Consider the following 22,152-nt stretch of genomic DNA (forward strand, 5'->3'; position numbering starts at 1 on the left):
GGTCGTCAGGCGCAACCCGGAGCGTGGCGAGGCGGCTCAGTCGTGCGCGCGCACGATGCCGCGTGCGACCAGTGCCGCGACGATGGCGCGGGCGGCCTGCTCGGGTGACTGCGTGGTGGTGTCCAGGTGCAGTTCGGGGCTCTGTGGCGCTTCGTAGGGCGAGTCGATGCCGGTGAAGTTCTTGAGTTCGCCGCGGCGTGCCTTGCGGTACAGGCCCTTGGGGTCGCGCGCCTCGACCACGGCCAGTGGCGTATCGACAAAGATCTCGATGAACTCGGCGTCCTCGACCATGCTGCGCGCGAGCGCGCGTTCGGAGCGGAACGGCGAGATGAAGGCGGTCAGCACGATGAGGCCGGCGTCGACCATGAGCCGTGCGACCTCGCCGACCCGGCGGATGTTCTCGACGCGATCGGCGTCGGTGAAGCCGAGGTCCTTGCTCAGGCCGTGGCGGATGTTGTCGCCATCGAGCAGGTAGGTGCGTGCGCCCAATGCGTGCAGTTCGCGCTCGACGAGGTTGGCGATCGTCGACTTGCCGCTGCCGGACAGACCGGTGAACCACAGCACGGCCGGGCGGTGGCCGTTCTGGCGCGCTCGCGCCTGTTTGTCGATGTCGACGGCCTGCCAGTGGATGTTCTGCGAGCGGCGCAGGGCGAAATGGATGAGGCCGGCGCCGACCGTGCGGTTGGTGTAGCGGTCGATGACGATGAAGCCACCCATGTCGCGGTTGGCGGCATAGGCATCGAAGGCGACTGCGCGATCGAGCGCGAGGTTGGCGACGCCGATGCCGTTGAGCTCGAGCGTGCGCGCGGCGAGCTTGTCGAAGCTGTTGACGTCGATCGCGTACTTGGGCGCGCTGAACGAAGCGCCGACGGTGGTCGTGCCGAGCTTTGCGAGGTAGGGGCGGCCGGGCAGCATCGGCGCCTCGTCCATCCAGATCAGTGTGGTTTCGAACTGGTCGGCAACGCCGGCCGGATCATTGGCCGCGCACAGCACGTCGCCGCGGCTGGCGTCGACATCGTCGGCGAGCGTGAGCATGACCGATTCGCCGCGCACGGCCTGCGCCGCGTCGGCGGCGAAACCGACGATGCGCGCCACCGTGGTCTGGCGCCCCGACGGCAGCACGCGCACGGCATCGCCTGGGCGCACGCTGCCGCCGAGGATGCGACCCGCATAGCCACGGAAATCGTGGCCGGGCCGGCACACCCACTGCACGGGCAGGCGCAGCGGATCATCGCCGGCGGCCATGTCGGGCTCGACATGCTCCAGATGCTGCAGCAGGCTCGGACCGGTGTACCAGGGCGTGTGCGCGCTGCGCGTGGCGATGTTGTCGCCGTGCAACGCGGACAGCGGAATGGCGGTGATCTGGTGCAGCGCCAGGTGCTGCGCAAACTCGCGGTAGTCGCGCTCGATCTGCTCGAAGCGCTCGCGTGACCAGTCGACGAGGTCGAGCTTGTTGATTGCCAGCACGACGTTGCGGATGCCCAGCAGTGACACGATGTGGCTGTGGCGGCGGGTCTGGGTGAGCACACCCTTGCGCGCATCGACGAGAATGACCGCCAACTGCGCCGTCGAGGCGCCGGTGACCATGTTGCGCGTGTACTGCTCGTGGCCGGGCGTGTCGGCGACGATGAACTTGCGGCGCGCGGTGGCGAAGAAGCGGTAGGCGACGTCGATCGTGATGCCCTGCTCGCGCTCGGCCGACAGGCCATCGACGAGCAGCGCGAAATCGAGCGCCTCGCCCTGGGTGCCGAAGCGGCGCGACTCGTCGGCGAGTGCGGCGAGCTGGTCGTCGGGCAGGGCGTGGGCGGCGTGCAGCAGACGGCCGATCAGCGTGCTCTTGCCGTCGTCGACGCTGCCGCAGGTAATGAAGCGCAGCAGGTCGCCTTGCCGGTTGGCGGTGGGCGCGTCCATCAGAAGTAACCTTCGCTTTTCTTGCGTTCCATCGAGGCGCCGCCATCGCGGTCGATCACGCGCCCTTGGCGCTCGCTGCTGTGCGTGTGTTCCATCTCGGTGATGATCGCGTCGAGACTGGTCGCGTCCGACTCGATCGCGCCGGTCAGCGGGTAGCAGCCGAGCGTGCGGAAGCGCACACGGCGGATCTGGATGGATTCGCCGCTGCGCAGCGGCATGCGCTCGTCATCGACCATGATGAGGGCGCCATCACGTTCGACCACAGGGCGTTCGGCGGCGAAGTACAACGGCACCACCTCGATGCGCTCGGCGCGGATGTACTGCCACACGTCGAGCTCGGTCCAGTTCGACAGCGGGAACACGCGGATGCTTTCGCCGGGGCCCTTGCGCGCGTTGTACAACCGCCACAGCTCGGGGCGCTGCTGCTTCGGGTCCCAGTGATGCTGCCGGTTGCGGAACGAGAACACGCGCTCCTTGGCGCGGGATTTTTCCTCGTCACGGCGCGCGCCGCCGAAGGCAAGATCGAACTGGTATTGGTCGAGCGCGAGCTTGAGGCCCTGGGTCTTCCACAGGTCGGTGTGCAGCGCCGAGCCATGTTCGATGGGATTGATGCCGAGCCGCTGCGCCTCGGGGTTGTGGTACACGATGAGGTCGAACTGGCCGCTGTGCGCGACGCGGTCGCGCAGCGCATACATGGCGCGGAATTTCCACGTGGTGTCGACGTGCAGCAGCGGAAACGGCACGCGGGCGGGATGGAAGGCCTTGCGCGCCAGATGCAGCAGCACCGAGCTGTCCTTGCCGATCGAATACAGCATGACCGGCCGCTCGGCCTCGGCGACGGCCTCACGCAGGATGTCGATGCTCTCGGCTTCGAGTTGGCGCAGGTGGCTCAGGGCACTCATCGGCAGGTCGCGGTGGATGATCGCCGCGAGTGTACGGTGCTGCCGCGCGCGCGGCCATGACGGGGCGGCATGTGGACAGAACGCCGCGCCGTGGGGCGCGCCTGTCGCGCTCGCGCGGCAGTCAGCGGTAGCCGGCGCAGAATGCCGGCGCGTCCTTGCCGAGCAGATCGCAGCCGCTCTTGATCTCGTCGGTGATGAGCGCGCAGGCGTTGGCAGAATTGCACGGCGGGTGCGTGGCCGGCGACACCTGCTGGCACTGCGCCACGTATTGTTCGGCTTTCTGCGCGCCAACTTCGGCCACGCAGTCCGCGGCCGATGGCGCCTGCGCGCTGGCGTCCTGCCTGCGCGGGACGCAGCTGGCGCCGTGCGCGTTGCAATCGAGTTCGCGCTGGAGCTGTTCGGCACGCTGCGCCGTCAGTGCCTCGATGCATGCGTCATGGGCGGACCTGGCGCTCGCCGCGTCGTGGTGTCCCTGCGCCTTGAACGCACATTCCTTGTCGCGGAAGGCCAACCAGGCACGCTGTGCATCGCGCAGACGGCCCTGATTGGCGGCGTCGAGCTGGCCCATCAGCGCACGATAGTGCTGGTTGAGCGCGGGATCGGCGCCGGACGCCATGGCCGCCGGCGCGGCCCAGGCCGTGATGCAGAGCGCAATGATGATCGCGGGTGCCTTCATGGCCATTTCTCATCGGATGACGGGCCGCTCGCCGTGGCCTGTGGTTCCAGTGCAGCCGGCGGCGCAGGCGCCGCCGGTCCGCGACGATGCTCAGAACCGGAAACGCACGAAGGCGGACGGGCCCTGGAGGTCGATGTCGAAATCGAACGAGCGGTCGTTGATGAGCCTGCGGCCGAGCGCCACGCGGGTGCCGCCGTATTCGGCGCCGAAACCGACGTTCTCCCACGGGAACCATTCCACGCCCACGCGAGCATCGACGATGTGGCCGCGCAGCGGACCACCGCTCTTGCGCACGCCCGAGGCGATCGCATAGACGCGCAGCGAATCGGAGAATGCGTGCTTGTAGCCGAGGTCGAGCATCGGTGCCACCGCGCTCTTCTTGCTGCCGACATGGCCGGTACCTGCCGGTTGGCCGTTGACGACGATGTCGCCGGCCAGCCTGATTTCGGCCGTGTAGTAGGTGGCGCCGAGGCCGACGCCGAACACGTCCTGGTCGCCGCCGAACCACCAATGCCAAGCCAGGCTGCCTGCGCTGAAGCCGTACTTGGCGCGCAGCGTGGTGTCGACCTGGAACTCGGTGCCGTCATAGACGAAGGCATCGTGCAGGTTGTGCTGGTGGGTCCGGTTGAAGTCGTACCAGTCGAAGGTGAGGCCCTGGCGCTCGAACATGAGGAAGTCGAAGCGGGCGCGCGCGATCGTGTCGTGGCCGGCGTCGAGGTCGAGATGGGTGGGCTGGTTGGCGACTTTGCCGTAGAGGTCGAACTTGACGTCGGGGTAGTACGCGCCGAGCCAGACGCTGATGCGGTCGAGCGCCTGCGAAGTGTCGCTGCAGCGCGCGTCACCCGACCAGGCGGCGCAGGCGAGGATGCCGGCTGCGGCGAGCGCACGCGGCAGATGCGTGAAGTTCATGCGATGTCCCCCTGTTGAGAATGCTTGTCAGTTTACTTCATCCGGCGCAGTGCCAGCACGGCGTTGAGGCCGCCGAAAGCGAACGAATTGGACAGCGCCGCGCGCACCGGCAGATCGCGCGCGGCGTTGGGCACGTAGTCGAGATCGCACTCGGGGTCGGGCTCGACGAAGTTCATGGTCGGCGGCACCACGCCGTCGCGCAGGGCGCCGATCGTGGCGACGAGCTCGACGGCGCCGGCGGCGCCGAGCGCATGGCCGTGCATCGACTTGGTCGACGACACCGCGAGGCGATCGGCATGTGCGCCGAACACGCGGCGCAGGGCCTTGGTTTCGGTCGGGTCGTTGGCCGGCGTGGCCGTGCCGTGGGCATTGACGTAGTCGACATCGGCCGGGTCGAGGCCGGCATCGGCGAGCGCGCGGCTGATCGCCTTGGCGGTCCAGGTCTCGGACGGAAACACGATGTCGCCGGCGTCGGCGGAAAGACCGGCGCCGGCCAATTCGGCGAGGATGGTGGCGCCGCGCGCTCGCGCGTTGTCGAGCGTTTCGAGCACGAAGATCGCAGCACCCTCGCCGAGCACCATGCCGCGGCGCTGCTTGCTGAACGGACGGCAGGTGTCGTCGGCCATCACGCGCATCGCTTCCCATGCACGCACCACGCCGAGCGTGATGCAGGCCTCGCTGCCGCCGGCGAGCGCGGCGCGGGCCGCGCCGCTGCGCACGAGCATGAAGGCTTGCGCCAGCGCATGGTTGGCCGAGGCGCAGGCGCTGGAGGTGGCAAATGCCGCACCGTGCAGGCCGTGCTCGATGCAGACGTGGCTGGCCGGTGCATTGGCGATCAGGCGCACGATCGTGAGCGGGTGCAGGCGCGGGTTGTTGTCGCCGTACAGGCGCTTGGAGGCCTCGTCGTGCGTGGTCTCGCCGCCAATGCCGGTGCCGATGATGACGGCGGTGTCATCGCCCAGGCCGTCGCGCGCGAAATCGATGCCCGATTGCGCCACCGCCTCGCGCGCCGCGACCAGCGCGAACTGCGTGAAGCGGTCGTACTGGACGAGCTTCTTTTCGTCGAAGTGCGCGAGCGGATCGAAGCCGCGTACTTCGGCGGCAATGCCGTAACGCAGGCCTTCGCGCGGAAAGTTCTCGATCGGGCCGATCGCCACGCGACCTTCGCGCAGTGCAGCCCAGGTGGCGGCCGCAGTGTGGCCGAGCGGCGTTACGGCGCCGATGCCGGTGATGACGACGCGATGCATTGAGTGGCTCGGCTCAGGCGTGCGGCGCGTCTTTGGCGGCCACGAGCTTCTCGACCGCCTCGACCAGCCCGCTCACCGAGCCGGTGTCGAAGTTGGCGTCGTGGTCGGGCAGGCTGATCTTGAAGTGATCCTCGATCTCGAAAATGATCTGCACCACGTCGAGCGACTGGATCTCGAGATCCTTGAGCGTCGCCTGCGGCGTGATCTTGGCGCGATCGATGTTCGCCTCCTTGGCGATGATGTCGAACACGGTGTCCTGGACGCTGCTCATCGATACCATCTCCGCAAATGCCATGGGGGTGCAGCGCTACAGCCGCCTGGTGCAACGCGCATGATCGCTGTCGGCGACGCGATGTTCAAGCCGTGCATGCGGCCGCGTGTCGGCGCTGGCGTTCCCTGCATCGTGGCAGGCGGGCATACTGCGCACCCGCTACGCACGTTCCCGGCATGTCCACGATCATCGTCCTGCTCTGGCTGGCCAACATAGTGCTCGACACTTTCGGGCAGCTTTCCTTCAAGGCCGCGGCGGTCGCCCCCGACCTGGGCGAAGGTCTCGCGCGCTGGCGCGCAATGGCGCGACGCCCGTGGATCTGGCTTGGCGCCGGAGCCTACATCGGCGAATTCGTGGTCTGGCTTGCGTTCCTGTCGCTGGTGCCGTTGTCGCAGGGCGTGCTGCTGGGTTCGATCAACATCGTCGCGGTGATGGTCGCCGGCCGCATGCTGTTCGCCGAGAAGTTCTCGCCGCTGCGCACGCTCGGCATCCTGCTGGTCGCCTGCGGCGTCGCCGTGGTCGGCATCGGAGGCTGAACATGCGTCGTTTCTACCTGATCGGATTCCTCGTGCTGGTGTGCTTCGACACCCTGGCCCAGGTCTGCTTCAAGCTCACGGCCAACCACGCGATGCCGCCCGAGGCGAATCTGGCCTGGTTGCTGCGCGTGATGTCCTCGCCCTGGGTCTATTGCGCGATCGCCTGCTACATCGGCGCCTTCGTCACCTGGATGACCCTGCTCGAGCACGCGCCGATCGGTCCGGCGTTCGCGGCGTCACACCTGGAGGTGGTCAGCGTGCTGGCGTTGTCGGTGGTGGTGTTCGGCGAGCACGTCGGTGCGCCGCAACTGATCGGCAGCGTGCTCATCATCGCCGGCATCGTCTGCCTTGCGATCAGCGAGACCGAAGGTGAGTCCGCACCCGCCGCGCACTGAGGTACCGCCAACGGCCGGCCTGCCGCCGCGCTGGCGCGACCTGCTCACCGCGGGGCACGAGCTGGCGGCGCCGATGGCCGATTTCCTCGGGCTGCCGGGCGTGCAGCCCACCTGCTCGGGTACGGCCAGCCTCGTCATCGCGTTGCGCGCCCTGCACCGATTGAGCGGGCGGCGCGCCGTGGTGGTGCCGGCCTATACCTGCCCGCTGGTGGCGCGGGCAGTGGCGCACTGCGGTCTGCAACTGCGCCTGTGCGACCTCGCGCCGGATTCGATCGACTTCGACCCTGCTGGCCTGCAACGGTTGTGCGATCGCGACACGCTGGCGGTGATCCCGACCCATCTGGGCGGACGCGTGGCCGACGTCGATGCCGTGCTGGCCTGCGCGCACGCGGTCGGCGCCTTCGTGATCGAGGACGCCGCGCAGGCGCTCGGCGCGCGCATCGGCACGGCGAGCGTGGGCCTGCGTGGCGATGCGGGCTTCTTCAGTCTCGCCGTCGGCAAGGGCCTGACGACCTGGGAAGGTGGCTTGCTGGTCACGCCTGACGCGCACTTGCGCGCAGCCTTCGCCGCAACCGCGCGCGAACTGGCGCCGTCACGCCCGGGCTGGGAACTGCGCCGCTGCGCCGAACTCATCGGCTATCACGCGCTGTATCGGCCGGCCTTGCTCGGGCTTGCCTATGGGCGGCCGTTGCGCCGCGCGCTGCGGCGCGGCGATCCCGTGGCGGCTGTCGGCGACGACTTCGGTGCCGACATTCCGCTGCACACGCTCGGCCGCTGGCGGCAGGGCGTCGCAACGCGCGCATTGAGGCGTCTGCCGGCGTTCCTCGCCGCGTGCACCGAGCAGGCGCAGGCGCGCAAGACACGCCTGGCCGCGATCGCGGGCATCGCGCTGATCGACGATGCCGCCGGAACCCAGGGCACGTGGCCGTTCTTCATGCTGCGCCTGCGCGATCGCGCCCGGCGCGATGCCGCGCTGGCACAGCTGTGGGGGGCGGGGCTGGGCGTGAGCCGGCTGTTCATCCACGCCTTGCCCGATTATGGCTACCTGCAACCGCTGTTGGGCGAGCATGTGGTGCCCAATGCACGCGCACTGGCGGCGACGATGCTGACCGTGAGCAACAGCCCGTGGCTCGACGAGGCGCGCTTCGCCCGCATCCTCGCCGTGCTCGAGCGCGTGGCCGCGCAGCCGTTGCGCGACTGACGCGGGCCGGGCGAGTTACCGGCTCCGCCAGCGCTCGGCGGCGCGCGGCTGCAGCGCGGCCTCGATGTAGGCCAGCAGACGCAGGTTGAGTGCGTGCTGTTGCGCCTGCCATTGCGCGAGCTCGCCGGCGTCGATCACGGGTTGTTCGTCGAGCGCGCTGAGCCTGCGTTTCCACCAGGTCCGGTAGCGGTACTGCGATACCTCGCCGGTGATGTCGCTGCCGACGAGGCGGCCAGCCAGCAGGCCGATGCCACGCGCAAGGTCGGCTTCGGCGAAGCGGCCCTGATCCCAGTTGGTGCGGGCCACGTCGGCGCTCAGCACATCCTTGTCGATGCTCAGATAGACCGGTGTGGTGGCGGCGCGCTGGCGTTCGCCGAAGGCATCGAGCAGCGCCGCCGGCGTGTCGAATGCATGGCTGGCGCGCGCCAGGCCCGCACGGCGCATCCAGCCGACGTCGACGCCGACCGTCCAGTATTCGAGCCGGCCGCGCCACAGCGGCGCAAGGTGGTTCTCCCAGGCATGCGCGAGGCCGACATCGCCCGAGCTGATGCCGAGCACATGCACCCGGCTCACGCCCGGCAGCGCGGCGACGCGGCGCACCCACGAGCCGCAGTGGATGCCCCACGGGAAGCGCATGTTGTCGGGATGGTTGTCGAAAACCACGACTTCGAGCGGACCTTGCGCCGCCCGCCATTGGATCAGCGGCCAGCTCAGGTGGTGGTAGTCGCCGCTGCCGAGCAGCACGGTGCCGTAGTCTCGCGGCAGGCGTGGCTGCAGCTCGCCGACAAAGCCGCGGAACGTGCGCAGCGTCGAGCCGAAGCGGATGCGCTCCTGCCACTGGGCGAGATCGAGCCGCGTCGCGCCAGCCAGCGTGCCGACCGAGTGGTCGAAGTCAAGGACGAGCGGCGCCGCCATCGGCAGTCTCCGTGTGCTCGGCCCAGGCACGATCGCTCTCGAAGTGGCGCGCGAGGTGGCGCAGCGCCAAGCGCAGCAGGCGGCTGCGCGGCCGCACCGCGTGGCGCGTGAAGGTGAAGCGCGCGCCAAGATAGGACTTGATCTGCGGATCGGTCCAGCCGGCGATGTAGCAGTCCAGGCCGCGCCGCCGCGCATAGTCGAGATTGTGCAGCCAGCTGACGAAGTACAGGTTGTTGTCGCGCGCGGCCGGATAGCTGAAACCGACGTATTTGTCGACCAGCGCCTGGCCCTGCACGAAACACAGATTCCAGCCGATGATGGCGCCGTCGCGGCGGTACACGAAGGCGATGCCGCCACTGCTGGCATCCTGCAGCAGCGCATCGAAGAAGTCGCGGCTGAGGCGATCGAAGTGGATCTCGCTCTGGGCAAAGACTTCCAGGTACAGCGCGTGGAACAGCGCGCGGTTGGCGGCGTCGGCGAAGAAGGCCGCACCGGTGGCGATCTCCTCCACCTGCAATTGCTCGCGCACGCGCAGCTTGCGCCGGATGTCCTTGCGTCGCGCCGCCGACAGCCGCGCGAGGTATTCGTCGGTGGAGGCGAAGTCGATCGGCACCCAGGCCAGGGCCTGGCCTTCGAGCAGCACGAAGCCGGCGGCGCTGGCGGCCTCGGCGACGGCGTGTGCCTGCGCGTTGCTGGCCGCATCGAGCAGCGGCGAGTCCTGCGGGATGTCCTTGATGATGAGGAACGGCTGCCCCGCATGATCGGCCAGCCATTCGTGCACGAGCGCGGTGGCGTCGGCGCCGGCCGGGAACAGCGCGTATTCGGATACCGTGGTGCCAATGAAGCAGGTGCGTGGCCGCAGCAGGCGCTGCCAGCAGCGCTGCAGCGGCAGGCGCTCGACACGCCGGCGCAGGTCCGCCTCGGCCGTGGTCAGCAGGTCGAAGCGTGCGATGAAGGCGGGCGTGCCCGAGCGCGTGAGCAGCGCGCGGAAGTCATCGGGCGGGTGGGCGAGGAACTGCGCGACGAGCGCCGGCGGCTCGAGCTGGTTGGCCAGCGCCGGTGCCGGCGCCGCGGCGGTCGTCACTTGGCGATCGCGAGCGGCGCGTGGTGGCTCCAGCTCGCCTCGCGATGCGCGACGATGTCGCGGAAGAACGCGATGGTGCCGTCGATGACCTTGCTGCGTTCGCGATCGATCGTGACCAGGTGGTAGCTGTCTTCGAGCAGCAGCGTCTGCACCGGTGCGCGCACGCCGCGCTCGATCAGGCGCACGTTGCGCAGCGAAGCGATGTCGTCATGCGCCGAATGGGCCACGAAGCATGGCGCGCGCACGCGACCCAGGCGTCCGCGCACGCGCGTGGACAGGCTTTGGAACTGCGCCAGCGCGGGCCACGGGAAACCGGCCAGGCCCGCTTCCTCGCTGGCGCCCGACAGCATGGCACCGACCACACGCTGGCGGATGCGCTCGTCCTTGATGCCGTAGGGCTCGGCTTCGGCGAACACGCGGCTGCGACCGATGCCGAGCGAGGTGACCAGCGGCAGCAGGAAGGCGAGACGACCGATGCCCGGCGTGGCCCAGCCGTCGTGGAAGAACGTGGTGCCGTACAGGCCAAGGCCGTCCACCTGCGCCGGGCGGTCGATGGCGAGCTTGAGTGCCAGCACTGCCCCCATCGACAGACCGGCCACGAACAGGTGGTCGACGTCCTCGCGCAGGCGATCGGCAGCATCGGCCACGCTCGCCGCCCAGTCGCGCCAGCCGGTGGCGAGCAAGTCGTCGACGCTGCCGCAGTGGCCGGCCAGATGGACGCCGAGCACGCTGAAACCGGCACGCTGCAGGCAGTTGCCGACGTAGCGCATCTCGGTGGGGGTGCCGGTCAGGCCGTGGATCAGGAGGACGCCGGCGCGACCGCCGCGCAGATGGAATTCCGAGGGTTTGATCATCGATCCGGAGAGTGCCCGCCGCGCCATCGATGACGCGCAAGCCGTTGCAGATGTTGGTGCAAGCTTGGGCGTGGCGTCTTTCCGGTGGCTTTCGCGCCGGCGCGGCCGAGGCCTGGCGGCCGGCCCCGCGGTGCGCCCGATGTCCGACAGTGGGGCGCAGTGTCAGATTCGTGCAACCGTCGTCACCGCCGCCGCACGGATCGCGGGCCAGCGGCTGGCACGACACTTGCTTGTGTCCTGATGGGGGAAGCAATCCGCGAGGCAGACCATGAGCTACGACATCCTGAAGAACTTGGGGCTGGATCACCTCGATACGCGTTCGCCCGACTTCATCAAGACGCTCGAGCGCATGCAGCGCGAGGCCTTGCTGCACCTGCAGGCCGACGACCACCAGCGCGAGCCCGAGCTGCACGACGCACAGGGCTTCTGAGCGCCGGCGGCCGTCGGCGCCGCAATCGCCCGCGCGATCGCCGCGCGGGATTCGCGATATCTTGCACGGTCCGCGCCACCGGCGCCCGCTCGCGCAAGTCCGACATGAACCATCGCCTGTACCTCGCCTCGCGCAGCCCGCGCCGGCGTGAATTGCTGCAACAGATCGGCGTGCCGTTCGAGCTTGTCGATGTCGATGTGCCCGAGGTGCGGTCCGCGGACGAATCGCCGGCGACCTATGTCAGTCGAGTGGCCCGCGACAAGGCGCAGGCTGGCCTGCGCGCGCTCGGCGCGCCCGCCGACGTCCTCGTGCTCGGCGCCGATACCGAAGTCGTGCTCGCCGACGAGGTGTTCGGCAAGCCGGCCGACGCCGCGGCCGCCGCCGCCATGCTGCGGCGACTGGCCGGACGCAGTCATCAGGTCATTTCAGCCATATCGCTGGCCGCAGCACACGGCGAGTTCCACGCCAGCCATGTTTCCGAGGTCACGCTGGCGGCGCTGGACGATGCCCGCATCGATGCCTATGTCGCCACCGGCGAGCCGTTCGGCAAGGCCGGCGGCTACGCGATCCAGGGCCGCGCAGCGGCCTTCATCACGCATCTGGCCGGCAGTCATTCGGGAGTGATGGGGTTGCCATTGCATGTGCTGGCGCGCTTGCTGGCGCAGGCCGACGCACGTTGAACGGCGCTGGCGCCGGTGGCGATCGCGGCGGATTTGCGCCCTCGCCGGCGCTGCGTCACGATGCGCGCCCGTCCTCGCCGCAGCGTGCCGCGCCATGAAGTCGATCCTGTTGCTGTCGGCCTGCGCGCTGTGCACGGTACTGGCGGCCTGCGCCACCACGGGCGGCGCCGCGCATGCGCCGACCGCCGCCGCAGCGGCGGCCACGACCACGGCCGCGGCTGGACTCGAGCAATGGCGGGCACGGCGCGAGGCACAGCTGCGCGAGCCCGATGGCTGGCTCAGCTTCAGCGGTTCGGGTCCGGTCCACGAGGGCAGTGCGAGCGTGGGCAGCGCCGCCGACAACGTGATCGTCGTGCCCAAAGGGCCCGCGCATTGGGGCACGCTGTCGCTGCAGCAGGGTCAGTTGCGGTTCGATGCCGCTGCCGACAGCGGCGTGACGGTGGGCGGCCAGGCGGTGCAGTCGGCGCCGCTGTTGACCCAGCTCGACGCCGGCGGCCCGACGGCCGTGCATGCCGGTGCGCAGCGCTTCTACGTGGTGAGGACCGGCGAGATCTATGGCTGGCGCTTCCGTGATCCGCAGTCGCCGGCGCTGGCGGCATTCAAGGGCGTGCCGCATTTCGCGCCCGACCCCTCGTGGCGGATCGAGGCGACCTGGGTCGCCTATGCGCAGCCGGAAGCGATCGAGCTGGTGACCTCCAATGGCAGCCTGGAGCCGGCGCAGATCCCGGGCGAGGCGCGTTTCGAGCGCGATGGCCGCGCGCTGCGGCTGCGGCCGGTGACCGAAGACGGCGGCAAGACGATGTTCTTCATCATTGCCGACCGCACCAGTGGCCGCGAAACCTATGGCGGGGCGCGGTTTCTCTACGTTGACGCGCCGGTCGACGGGCGCATCGTGCTCGACTTCAACCGTGCCGAGAATCCGCCCTGCGCCCTCAACGGGCACGTGGTCTGCCCGCTGCCGCCGCCCGGCAACCGGTTGCCGATCCGCATCGAGGCGGGCGAGAAGACCTTTCCGCTGCAGCATTGAGCCGCCACCGCCGGCGCGACCGACTGCAGGCGACGCCTGCACGAAAGACGCCGCTGCGAGCATGCCGTCGCCGCCGCGCCCCGGGATTCGACACGGCCCCCTGCGCAAAGCTATAAACCACTCAAGTTCCTGCGCGTATCCCATTCATGTCGGAAGAAATCCTGATCAACGTGACGCCCCGCGAGACGCGTGTGGCGCTGGTCGAGAACGGCATGCTGCAGGAGGTGCAGGTCGAGCGCGCCAGCCGTCGCGGCTATGTCGGCAACATCTACAAGGGTCGGGTCAGCCGCGTCATGCCCGGCATGCAGGCGGCCTTCGTCGAGATCGGCCTCGAACGCGCGGCGTTCCTGCATGCGTCCGACGTGGTGCGCGTGGCGCTGCCCAGCGAAGACGGCAGCGAGCCGCCGACACCCGCGTCGATGCCGGCGATCGCCGATCTCGTGCGCGATGGCCAGGAGCTCGTGGTCCAGGTGGTCAAGGATCCGATCGGCAGCAAGGGCGCGCGCCTGACCACCCACCTGTCGATTCCCTCGCGCTATCTCGTGCTGCTGCCCTACAGCCGGGCGCTGGGCGTGTCGGTGCGCATCGAGGACGACGCCGAGCGACAGCGTCTCAAGGACATGATCGCCGAGCTGTCGGTGCCGCCGGTCGCGGCCAGCGGCGGCGATGCCGGCGCGGCCAGTCTCGACACGCGCCGTTGCGGCTACATCGTGCGCACCAATGCCGAGGGCACCGCCCGCGAGGCGCTGGCCGAGGACATCGTCTACCTCGACAAGCTGTGGGGCACGGTACGCGACAACATCGCCCGCGCCAGGGTCGGCGAGCGCATCTACGAAGATCTCAGCCTGCCGCTGCGCGCGCTGCGCGACCTGATGCGGCCCAGCATCGAGAAGGTGCGCATCGACTCGCGCGAGACGTTCGAGCGTGCGCAGCGCTTCGTCGCCCAGTTCATGCCCGAGTTGGCCGAGCGGGTGGAGCATTACCCGGGCGAGCGGCCGATCTTCGACCTGTACGGGGTCGAGGACGAGATCCAGAACGCGCTCAAGAAGAACGTACCGCTCAAGTCCGGCGGTTATCTCATCATCGACCAGACCGAGGCGATGACCACGATCGACGTCAATACCGGCGCGTTCCTCGGTACGCGCAACCTCGAGGAGACGGTGTTCCGCACCAACCTCGAGGCCGCGCAGGCGGCGGCGCGCCAACTGCGCCTGCGCAATCTGGGCGGCATCATCATCATCGACTTCATCGACATGACCGACGAGGAACACCAGCGCCAGGTGCTGCGCCAGTTGCAGAAGTCGATGGCGCGCGACCATGCCAAGGCCACCGTGTATGAAATGTCGCCGCTCGGCCTGGTCGAGATGACGCGCAAGCGCACCACCGAGAGCCTCGAACGGCAACTGTGCGAGCCATGCCCGGCCTGTGGTGGCCGCGGCAGCATCCGGACCGCCGAAACCATCACCTACGAGATCTTCCGCGAGATCACGCGGGCGGTACGCCAGTTCGAGGCCGCCAAGCTGCTCGTGCTGGCCGCGCCCAAGGTGGTCAGCCGCATCCTCGAGGAAGACTCCGCGGCGGTGGCCGAGCTGGAGGAGTTCATCGGCAAGACGATCCGCTTCCAGCCCGAGGAGCACTATTCGCAGGAACAGTACGATGTCGTGTTGCTGTAGCCGGCCGCGGGAGCCACGCGCGTCGTGAGCATGTCGTGGCGGATGCGCCTGCGCCGACTGCGCCTTGCGGTGTTCGGCATGCTGGCCACGGGCGTGATCGTGCTCGGCGTGCTGGCCGGGCTCACCCATCTGGCGATGCCGTGGCTGGTCAGTCACCCGCAGAGCGTGGCGCGTTGGCTCGGCGAGCGGCTCGGTCGCACGGTCGCGATCGGGCGCCTCGAAGGGGCCTGGTATGGCGGCGGTCCAGTGCTGACGTTGCGCGAGGTCAGCATCGGCCAGCGCGACCCGGCCCAGCCGCCGCTGACGCTGCCCACCGCGCAACTGGCCTTCGACCTGCTGGCGCCGCTGCGCCGCGGCCGCGCGTTCTCCGAGTTCCGCATCGACGGCCTGGAGCTGCAGCTCAGCAACGAGCAGGGCCAGTGGCGCCTGCACGGCTTGGAGCCGGGCGCCACCGATGCGACGGCGCAGGAACCGTTCTCGCTCGGCGCGCTCGGCGCGCTCGAGCTGACCCATGCCCGCTTGCGCATCGACGACGCACAGCGCGACCTGCACCTGCAGTTCGGTTCGCCGGCACTGCGCGTGCTCAATCGCGGCGACGAGCTGCGCGTGCTGGCGCGACTGTCGCCCGGCGCGGCCAGCACCGGCATGTTCGACGTGGTGGCCGACGTGAATCCGGCCACCCATTCGGGCACGGTCTACGTCGGCAGCAAGGACGTCGATGTCGCCGCCGCCCTCGGCGCGCATGCGCCGGCCGGGTTGCGCGTGCCGGCCGGACGCGGTCTCGTGCAGGCCTGGTTGCAGGTGCGGCAGGGCCGCGTCGAGGCCGTGCGCGCGCGGCTCGATCTTCGCGAGGTGATCGTCGCCGCCGCCGACCCGCTGCCGCTGGCGCCGGGCCTCGCGCCGGCGCCGCAGGCGGCGTTCGAGCGCCTGGGCCTGGCCGCGCGCTGGCTGCGCACGGACTCGGGCTGGGCACTCGATGTGGCCGACCTCGTGGCTGGCGCGGCCGACAGCGCGCCGGCGCGGCTGCGCGTGCAGCGCAGCGGGTCTGCCGATGACGCGCACTGGGACGCCGCGGCCCGCGGGTTGGACCTGGAGCCGCTCGGTTCGCTGGCGATGCTCGCATCGCAGACGCCGGCGTCGCTGCGGCGCTGGCTGTACCAGGCTCATCCGCGCGGCAGGCTCGACACGCTCGGTCTGCGCTGGGACGGCGAGAACGATTTCGACCTGCGCGCGAGCATGCGCGGCGGCGAGATCGCGAGCGCCGGCCTGGTGCCGGGCGTGGAGCGCCTTGATCTCGACGTCGTTGGCGATGCGCAGGCGATCCTGCTGCAGGTGCCGCTACAGGCCACCACCGTGAACCTGCCGCCGGTGTTCCGCCGGCCGTTCGTGTTTGCGCAGCTGGGCGGCGACGTGGTGCTGCGCCGGACCGACGACAACGCCTGGCGCATCGAGACCGACCGCGTCGCCTTCGAGGGCGAGGGCTACGGCGGCGAGTTGCGCGGCGCTGTCGAACTGGCTTCCGGCCGGCGCCCGTTCCTCGACCTGTATGCGGTGACGGCGCATGGCGACGTGCCGGCGGCCAAGCTGTTCTGGCCGCTCAACATCATGCCGCCGACGGCGGTGGCCTGGCTCGATCGCGCGCTCGTCGAGGGACGCATCGTCGACGGCCGCGTCGCGTTCCGCGGCGACCTCGCCGACTGGCCGTTCCGCAACCACGCCGGCAACTTCGTCGCACGCGCCGAAATCGACGATGCGACGCTCGACTATCACCCGGACTGGCCGCGCGCCCAGGATTTGCATGCAGTCGCCTACTTCATCAACGACGGCATGCAGGCCGACGCCAGCGCCGCCAGTGCGATCGGCAACAGCGTGCAGGCCGCCAGCGCGACCATCCCCAGCTTTTCCGACGCGGTGCTCGACCTCGCGGTCAAGGGCAGCGGCAGTGCCGCCAACCTGCTCACGTTCGTGCGCGCCACGCCGTTCGGCAAGCGCTACGCCGAGCCGCTCAAGGATCTCGTCATCGATGGCAGGGGCAACGTCGAGTTCAAGCTGACACTGCCGTTCGATGCGCTCGACGCGCTCGCGCTCGACGGCAACGTGAAGCTGCAGGCGCGCAAGCTCGACCATCTGCGCTACGACCAGCACTTCAGCGATGTCAGCGGAACGCTCCATTTCACCCAGCAGGGTCTTGCCGCCGAGGCGCTCGATGTGACCTACCGCGAGCGGCCGGCCAAGCTCTCGCTCGACATCGGCAGCTTCGCCAGCGACCCCGCGCACGCGCTCGAACTGCGACTCGATGGCCTGTTTCCGGCCGCCACCGTGTTCGCCGATGCGCCGGTGCTGGCACCGGTCGTCGCCCACTTGCAGGGCGAGTCGGCCTGGAGCGCGCTGGTCGCGGTCGGTGCCGTCGACAGCGGCGCTGCGCCGATCCACCTGACCCTGGACAGCGACCTCGTCGGCACCACCATCGACCTGCCGGTGCCGCTCGACAAGTCCGCGACCGCGCGCTGGCCGCTGCACATCGCGCTCGACCTGCCTTATGCAGGCCAGCGTGTCGCCGTGCGGCTGGCCGACCTGCTCGCGATCAGCGCGCAATTGCCGGCCGACGACAAGCCGTTCGGTATGCGCCTGCGGTTCGGTGCCGCCGACGCGGGCATGCCGCCCGCCGGAGAAATCCTCGTCGATGGCAACCTGCCGCAGCTCGATGCCGGTGCCTGGATCGAACTCGCGCTCGCCGGCGGCGGCACTGCCGGCGCTGCCGCCCACGCCATCGACGTGCGCGGTGCCGACGTGGTGCTCGGCGGCCGCCACTTCGCCGACGTGCGACTGGCGATCGAAAACCTGGCGCAGGCCACGCGCATCGGCATCGACAGTGCCGCGCTCGCCGGCACGCTCGACATCGCACGCGGTGGCGGCGCCGGCGGCATCGACGCGCATTTCGCCCGCGTGCACTGGCCCGAGGCGCCAGCGGGCAAGGACACTGCGAGCACGCTGGCCGCGGTGGCGCCGGGCAGCCTGCCGCCGATCCACCTCGTCGTCGACGACTTCCGCCTCGGCACGGCCAATTTCGGCAGCGCGCAGTTCGACAGCCATCCGATCGCCGACGGCATGGCGATCGAACGACTGACCACCCACTCACCCAACATCGAGATGTCGGGGCAGGGCGAGTGGACCGGCAGCGCGGCCGCCAATCGCTCGCGCATGACGATCGCGCTGCGCGCGCACGACGTCGGCCGCATGATGGATGCGCTCGGCTACGCCGGACTCATCGACGGCGGCGCCACCCGCGCCGACATCGACGCGAGCTGGCCCGGCCCGCCCTCGGCGTTCGCGCTGGCCGATCTCGATGGCAGCCTGGCGATCAACATCGCCGATGGCCGCATCCCCGATGCCAAACCCGGCGCCGGCCGCATCTTCGGCCTGCTGTCGATCACCGAGATCCCGCGCCGGCTGAGCCTGGACTTCAGCGATTTCTTCAAGTCCGGGCTCGGCTTCAATTCGATCGAAGGCAAGTTCCACCTCGCCGACGGCAACGCCTGGACCGATGGCCTGCGCGTGGACAGCCCAGCCGCCGAGATCATCGTCACCGGGCGCACCGGGCTGCGTGCGCGCGACTATGACCAGCGGCTCGTGGTCGAGCCACGCGCGGGCGCCACCCTGCCGGTGGTCGGCGCGCTTGCCGCCGGCCCGGTCGGCGCCGCGGCCGGCCTGGTCGCGCAGGGCCTGCTCAACAAGCCGATCGGCCAGGCGGTCAAGCGCCAGTACAGCGTGACCGGTTCCTGGGACAAGCCCGAGTTCACACCGATCACGGCCAGCGCGACAGATCGCAAGCCCGGTCCGGTGCGCCCGAAACGTTGATCGTCGCCGCGCCGACGGTCGCTGTCATTGTGTTGCGGCCGCCGCGCCCCCATTGAACCTGCGTCATACTCGCGCGGCGCCTGCCGCGCCTGCCGCCTGCCGAGTGCCCGCCGCCGATGTCCGACCTGATCCTCACCGCCGAACGCCAGTTGCTTGCTCCGGGCGGGCTTGCCAGCGCCGATCTGGAGCGCGTGTTCGCCCGCCTCATGGGGCCGGCGATCGATGCCGCCGATCTGTATTTCCAACACTCGCGCAGTGAGTCGTGGGTACTCGAGGACGGCATCGTCAAGGACGGCAGCCACGCCATCGAGCAGGGCGTAGGCGTGCGCGCCCTGGCCGGCGAGAAGGCCGGTTTCGCCTATTCCGACGAGATTGTGCTGCCGGCCCTGCTGGAGGCGGCCGGTGCCGCGCGCGCGATCGCCCATGCCGGCGCCAGTGGCGTCGGCAGGCCGCTCGCGATCGCCAAGGCGCATGCGCTGTATCCGCCGATCGACCCGATCGACACGCTCGGCAACGAGGCCAAACTGGCCGTGCTGCGCGAGGTCGATGCGTATTGCCGCGCCGCCGATCCGCGCGTGCGCCAGGTCATCGTCAGCCTCGCCGCGACGGTCGACACCGTGCTCATCGCCCACTCCGACGGCACGCTCGCCGCCGACGTGCGGCCGCTGGTGCGGCTCAACGTGCAGGTCATCGCCGAGGCCAACGGCCGTCGCGAGAGCGGCAGCGCCGGCGGCGGTGGTCGCTATGGATTCGACGAACTCCTCGCCGGCGGCCGCGCCCGTGCCTTCGCGCAGGAAGCCGTGCGCAGCGCGCTGGTCAACCTCGACGCGGTGCCCGCGCCGGCGGGCACGATGACCGTCGTGCTCGGCCCCGGCTGGCCCGGCGTGCTGCTGCACGAGGCGATCGGGCACGGTTTCGAGGGCGACTTTCACCGCAAGGGCACCTCGGCCTTCGCCGGCATGCTCGGCGAGAAGATCGCCGCCGATGGCGTCACCGTGGTCGACGATGGCGCCATGGCCGGGCGCCGCGGTTCGTTGTCGATCGACGATGAAGGCACGCCCACCCAGCGCACGGTACTGGTCGAGAACGGCGTCATGAAGGGCGTCATGCAGGACAAGCTCAATGCGCGCCTCATGGGCCAGCGCGCCACCGGCAATGGCCGCCGCGAATCGTTTGCGCACCTGCCGATGCCGCGCATGACCAACACCTACATGCTGCCGGGCGCGCACGCGCCCGACGAAATCATCGCCTCGGTCGATAAGGGACTGTATGCGGTCAACTTCGGCGGCGGCCAGGTCGACATCACCAACGGCAAGTTCACGTTCTCGGCCAGCGAGGCCTACCTGATCGAGAACGGCCGCGTCACGCGGCCGGTCAAGGGCGCCACCCTGATCGGCTCGGGTGCCGAGGTGCTCAAGCGCGTGTCGATGATCGGCAACGATCTCAAACTCGACGAAGGCGTCGGCGTCTGCGGCAAGGATGGCCAGAGCGTGCCGGTCGGCGTCGGCCAGCCGACGCTGCGCATCGATGCGATGACGGTGGGCGGTACGGCGTGACGGCGTTGGGCCGGGCCCGCGCCGCCGCCGGGCACGCTATTCGATTTCGCTCGCTCCAGCCGTTGCCGTGGTGTCACGCACGAGGCGAAACAGCTCGCGCTGCGCATGCGGCGGCTTGCCGGCCTTGCGTTCGGCCAGCGCATTGCGCACGAGCTGGCGCAGTTGCTGGCGGTCGGCGGCCGGGTGCTCGGTGATGAACTCGGCCAATGCCGCGTCACCTTCGTCGAGCAGGCGCTGCCGCCAGCGCTCGCTGCGGTGCAGGGCGGCGGCCTCGCGCTGGGCACGGCCGCGGTCCTCGCCGAGCACGGCGCGGATCGCGGCCAGCGCTTCCTCGTCGAGGCCGCGCAGCTGCTTGGCCAGATACTGTTCCTGGCGCTTGCGCGCGATGTGCGAGGTGACCGCGCGCGTGCGCTGTACCTCATCGCGCAACGGATCGGTGAGCGGGATTGGCGCCAGTTGCGCCGGACTCAGGCTGGCCAGTGCCTGCGCCAGTTGGAGCACGTCGAGCGCGTCGCGGCGGCGCTGGCTGCGGCTGGGTTCGGGGGTGGCGAGCGCATCGCCCGGGGTTTCGTTATCGTGCATCGGAATGGATGGGGCAGTGCAGTGAATTCGATCGTCGCAAACAAAGATACCAGCTTGGCCGACCTCGACCGTCTGGCGCAGATCGCGCAGGACGTGGTGGCGCAGGCGCGGCGCCAGGGCGCCAGCGCGGCCGACGCGGCCGCCAGCATCGACCTGGGCCTGGCGGTCGGCGTGCGGCTGGGCGAGGTGGAGACGGTCGAACGCACGCGCGATCGCGCGGTGTCGGTCACGGTCTACTTTGGCCAGCGCAAGGGATCGGCGACCACGGCCGACCTCGATCCGCGCTCGATCGCGCAGACCGTCGAACATGCCTGCGCGATCGCGCGTTACACCGAGCCCGATCCGGCCAGCGGCCTGGCCGATCCGGCCTTGCTGGCAAAGACGTTTCCCGATCTCGACCTGTGGCATCCGTGGGACATCACGCCCGAGGAGGCGATCGCGCTCGGCGTGGAGATCGAGGCGGCCGGTCGCGCGGTGGACGCACGCATCGACAATTCCGACGGCGCCGCGGTGCAGGTTGGCGCCTCGCTCACGGCCTACGCCAATTCGGATGGTTTCGTCGGCACCGAGCGCGGCACGCACCATTCGCTGTCGGTGGCGCTGATCGCCGAGGACGACGCCGGCATGCAGCGCGACTACTGGTACGACAGCGTGCGCCGGCCCAGCGATTTCGCCAGTGCCGAATCGATCGGACGCAAGGCGGCGCAGCGCACGCTGGCGCGGCTCGGTGCGCGCCGGCTGTCGACGCGGCAGTGTCCGGTGCTGTTCGCGCCGGAGGTGGCGCGCAGCCTGATCGGGCATTTCCTGTCGGCGGTCAGCGGCGGCGCGCTGTATCGGCGCGCGAGCTTCCTCGTCGACCACGTCGGCCAGCGCGTGTTTCCGTCGTGGCTGCAGATCGTCGAGCGGCCACACATCCCGCGCGGGCACGGCTCGACCGCGTTCGACAACGATGGCGTCGCCACGCGCGATTCGGACCTGGTCAGGGACGGCGTGCTGGCGCGCTACATCCTCGGCAGCTATTCGGCGCGCAAGCTCGGCCTGCAGTCGACCGGCAATGCCGGCGGCGTGCAGAACATCCTCGTCGAACCCGGCGCCGATGACTTCGCCGCGCTGCTGCGGCGCATGGGCAGCGGGCTGCTCGTGACCGAATTGATGGGGCAGGGCGTGTCGCTGATCACGGGCGATTACTCGCGCGGCGCCAGCGGCTTCTGGGTCGAGCATGGCGAGATCGTGCATCCGGTCGAGGAAATCACCATCGCCGGCAACCTGCGCGACATGTACGCCAACCTCGTCGCTGTCGGCAGCGACGTCGATCCACGGTCGCACATCCTCACCGGCTCGCTGCTGCTCGAGCGCATGACGATCGCCGGCGAGTGAGGCCATGACCTCAGGCCATTGACGCCACGCGTGGATGCGGCACCATGCAGGGCGACATCCACGCGGGA

The 22,152-nt window shown here is 69.8% G+C and carries 20 protein-coding genes; 10 read left to right on the top strand and 10 right to left on the bottom strand.

Translation table 11 applies throughout. The features are described 5' to 3' along the window. Window positions 1-36: 36 nt before the first annotated feature. From cysN to KF903_RS06060, 6 genes are all read right to left on the bottom strand, one after another. Entirely contained in the window at window positions 37-1,911 is a 1,875-nt protein-coding gene (cysN, locus tag KF903_RS06035) for a sulfate adenylyltransferase subunit CysN (protein WP_291212413.1), read from the bottom strand. Then, window positions 1,911-2,819, bottom strand: a complete 909-nt coding sequence (cysD, locus tag KF903_RS06040; RefSeq protein WP_291212629.1) for a sulfate adenylyltransferase subunit CysD — start codon at window positions 2,817-2,819, stop codon at window positions 1,911-1,913. Before cysD ends, cysN begins: the two co-directional genes overlap by 1 nt. 115 nt (window positions 2,820-2,934) lie before the next feature. Next, a complete protein-coding gene (locus tag KF903_RS06045; protein ID WP_291212416.1) occupies window positions 2,935-3,489 on the bottom strand; it encodes a lysozyme inhibitor LprI family protein in 555 nt (184 codons plus the stop codon). A 90-nt stretch (window positions 3,490-3,579) separates the two neighbouring features. Next, on the bottom strand, window positions 3,580-4,398 hold the full coding sequence (locus KF903_RS06050; protein WP_291212420.1) for a hypothetical protein: 819 nt from the start codon (window positions 4,396-4,398) through the stop codon (window positions 3,580-3,582). A gap of 32 nt (window positions 4,399-4,430) precedes the next feature. Continuing rightward, entirely contained in the window at window positions 4,431-5,645 is a 1,215-nt protein-coding gene (locus tag KF903_RS06055) for a beta-ketoacyl-[acyl-carrier-protein] synthase family protein (protein ID WP_291212422.1), read from the bottom strand. A gap of 13 nt (window positions 5,646-5,658) precedes the next feature. Then, window positions 5,659-5,916, bottom strand: coding sequence for a phosphopantetheine-binding protein (locus KF903_RS06060; protein ID WP_291212424.1), 258 nt, complete (start codon window positions 5,914-5,916; stop codon window positions 5,659-5,661). Window positions 5,917-6,092: 176 nt separating this feature from the next. On the opposite strand from KF903_RS06060, the gene KF903_RS06065 reads away from it, so the two are divergent. From KF903_RS06065 to KF903_RS06075, 3 genes are read left to right on the top strand one after another with little or no spacing between them, the layout of a single operon-like run. Continuing rightward, a complete protein-coding gene (locus KF903_RS06065) occupies window positions 6,093-6,452 on the top strand; it encodes a hypothetical protein (protein WP_291212426.1) in 360 nt (119 codons plus the stop codon). Between the two features lie 2 nt (window positions 6,453-6,454). Further along, window positions 6,455-6,847 (top strand): EamA family transporter, encoded by a 393-nt coding sequence (locus KF903_RS06070; RefSeq protein ID WP_291212428.1) that lies wholly within the window; start codon window positions 6,455-6,457, stop codon window positions 6,845-6,847. Then, the gene (locus KF903_RS06075) at window positions 6,822-8,048 is read left to right on the top strand and encodes a DegT/DnrJ/EryC1/StrS family aminotransferase (RefSeq protein ID WP_291212429.1); all 1,227 of its coding nucleotides are present in this window, start codon (window positions 6,822-6,824) and stop codon (window positions 8,046-8,048) included. Before KF903_RS06070 ends, KF903_RS06075 begins: the two co-directional genes overlap by 26 nt. 15 nt (window positions 8,049-8,063) lie before the next feature. Here KF903_RS06075 and KF903_RS06080 read toward each other — a convergent pair whose 3' ends face one another. From KF903_RS06080 to KF903_RS06090, 3 genes are read right to left on the bottom strand one after another with little or no spacing between them, the layout of a single operon-like run. Next, window positions 8,064-8,963 carry an arginase family protein gene (locus KF903_RS06080; protein WP_291212432.1) on the bottom strand — a complete coding sequence of 300 codons (900 nt, stop codon included), beginning with the start codon at window positions 8,961-8,963 and terminating at the stop codon, window positions 8,064-8,066. Continuing rightward, window positions 8,941-10,047, bottom strand: a complete 1,107-nt coding sequence (locus KF903_RS06085; protein WP_291212436.1) for a peptidogalycan biosysnthesis protein — start codon at window positions 10,045-10,047, stop codon at window positions 8,941-8,943. Before KF903_RS06085 ends, KF903_RS06080 begins: the two co-directional genes overlap by 23 nt. Further along, on the bottom strand, window positions 10,044-10,901 hold the full coding sequence (locus KF903_RS06090) for an alpha/beta fold hydrolase (protein WP_291212438.1): 858 nt from the start codon (window positions 10,899-10,901) through the stop codon (window positions 10,044-10,046). Before KF903_RS06090 ends, KF903_RS06085 begins: the two co-directional genes overlap by 4 nt. 268 nt (window positions 10,902-11,169) lie before the next feature. On the opposite strand from KF903_RS06090, the gene KF903_RS06095 reads away from it, so the two are divergent. The 6 genes from KF903_RS06095 (at window position 11,170) to tldD (ending at window position 20,125) form a co-directional block, all read left to right on the top strand. Further along, window positions 11,170-11,331 (top strand): hypothetical protein, encoded by a 162-nt coding sequence (locus tag KF903_RS06095; RefSeq protein WP_291212441.1) that lies wholly within the window; start codon window positions 11,170-11,172, stop codon window positions 11,329-11,331. A 104-nt stretch (window positions 11,332-11,435) separates the two neighbouring features. After that, a complete protein-coding gene (locus tag KF903_RS06100; RefSeq protein ID WP_291212444.1) occupies window positions 11,436-12,011 on the top strand; it encodes a Maf family protein in 576 nt (191 codons plus the stop codon). Between the two features lie 94 nt (window positions 12,012-12,105). Next, a complete protein-coding gene (locus tag KF903_RS06105; RefSeq protein ID WP_291212448.1) occupies window positions 12,106-13,038 on the top strand; it encodes a DUF1684 domain-containing protein in 933 nt (310 codons plus the stop codon). Window positions 13,039-13,184: 146 nt separating this feature from the next. Then, on the top strand, window positions 13,185-14,711 hold the full coding sequence (gene rng / locus KF903_RS06110; protein WP_291212450.1) for a ribonuclease G: 1,527 nt from the start codon (window positions 13,185-13,187) through the stop codon (window positions 14,709-14,711). Between the two features lie 42 nt (window positions 14,712-14,753). After that, on the top strand, window positions 14,754-18,569 hold the full coding sequence (locus KF903_RS06115) for a YhdP family protein (RefSeq protein WP_291212452.1): 3,816 nt from the start codon (window positions 14,754-14,756) through the stop codon (window positions 18,567-18,569). A 116-nt stretch (window positions 18,570-18,685) separates the two neighbouring features. Next, complete coding sequence (gene tldD, locus KF903_RS06120; protein ID WP_291212455.1) at window positions 18,686-20,125, top strand: metalloprotease TldD; 1,440 nt, start codon at window positions 18,686-18,688, stop codon at window positions 20,123-20,125. A 36-nt stretch (window positions 20,126-20,161) separates the two neighbouring features. On the opposite strand, the gene yjgA is transcribed toward tldD, so the two are convergent. Beyond that, window positions 20,162-20,707 carry a ribosome biogenesis factor YjgA gene (gene yjgA, locus KF903_RS06125; RefSeq protein ID WP_291212458.1) on the bottom strand — a complete coding sequence of 182 codons (546 nt, stop codon included), beginning with the start codon at window positions 20,705-20,707 and terminating at the stop codon, window positions 20,162-20,164. Between the two features lie 21 nt (window positions 20,708-20,728). Between yjgA and pmbA the strand changes: the two genes are divergently transcribed. Next, complete coding sequence (pmbA, locus tag KF903_RS06130) at window positions 20,729-22,084, top strand: metalloprotease PmbA (RefSeq protein ID WP_291212460.1); 1,356 nt, start codon at window positions 20,729-20,731, stop codon at window positions 22,082-22,084. Window positions 22,085-22,152 lie beyond the last annotated feature (68 nt).

This window comes from Dokdonella sp., assembly GCF_019634845.1.
Taxonomy (GTDB): domain Bacteria; phylum Pseudomonadota; class Gammaproteobacteria; order Xanthomonadales; family Rhodanobacteraceae; genus Dokdonella_A.

Bases quoted from the DNA above. Each gene is read 5' to 3' on its own strand.
- KF903_RS06070 (WP_291212428.1), top strand. From the start codon at position 6,455: ATGCGTCGTTTCTACCTGATCGGATTCCTCGTGCTGGTGTGCTTCGAC.
- KF903_RS06065 (WP_291212426.1), top strand. From the start codon at position 6,093: ATGTCCACGATCATCGTCCTGCTCTGGCTGGCCAACATAGTGCTCGAC.
- KF903_RS06090 (WP_291212438.1), bottom strand. From the start codon at position 10,901: ATGATCAAACCCTCGGAATTCCATCTGCGCGGCGGTCGCGCCGGCGTC.
- KF903_RS06045 (WP_291212416.1), bottom strand. From the start codon at position 3,489: ATGAAGGCACCCGCGATCATCATTGCGCTCTGCATCACGGCCTGGGCC.
- cysN (WP_291212413.1), bottom strand. From the start codon at position 1,911: ATGGACGCGCCCACCGCCAACCGGCAAGGCGACCTGCTGCGCTTCATT.
- KF903_RS06080 (WP_291212432.1), bottom strand. From the start codon at position 8,963: ATGGCGGCGCCGCTCGTCCTTGACTTCGACCACTCGGTCGGCACGCTG.
- KF903_RS06055 (WP_291212422.1), bottom strand. From the start codon at position 5,645: ATGCATCGCGTCGTCATCACCGGCATCGGCGCCGTAACGCCGCTCGGC.
- KF903_RS06105 (WP_291212448.1), top strand. From the start codon at position 12,106: ATGAAGTCGATCCTGTTGCTGTCGGCCTGCGCGCTGTGCACGGTACTG.
- KF903_RS06100 (WP_291212444.1), top strand. From the start codon at position 11,436: ATGAACCATCGCCTGTACCTCGCCTCGCGCAGCCCGCGCCGGCGTGAA.
- KF903_RS06060 (WP_291212424.1), bottom strand. From the start codon at position 5,916: ATGAGCAGCGTCCAGGACACCGTGTTCGACATCATCGCCAAGGAGGCG.
- yjgA (WP_291212458.1), bottom strand. From the start codon at position 20,707: ATGCACGATAACGAAACCCCGGGCGATGCGCTCGCCACCCCCGAACCC.
- rng (WP_291212450.1), top strand. From the start codon at position 13,185: ATGTCGGAAGAAATCCTGATCAACGTGACGCCCCGCGAGACGCGTGTG.
- KF903_RS06050 (WP_291212420.1), bottom strand. From the start codon at position 4,398: ATGAACTTCACGCATCTGCCGCGTGCGCTCGCCGCAGCCGGCATCCTC.
- KF903_RS06115 (WP_291212452.1), top strand. From the start codon at position 14,754: ATGCGCCTGCGCCGACTGCGCCTTGCGGTGTTCGGCATGCTGGCCACG.
- KF903_RS06095 (WP_291212441.1), top strand. From the start codon at position 11,170: ATGAGCTACGACATCCTGAAGAACTTGGGGCTGGATCACCTCGATACG.
- tldD (WP_291212455.1), top strand. From the start codon at position 18,686: ATGTCCGACCTGATCCTCACCGCCGAACGCCAGTTGCTTGCTCCGGGC.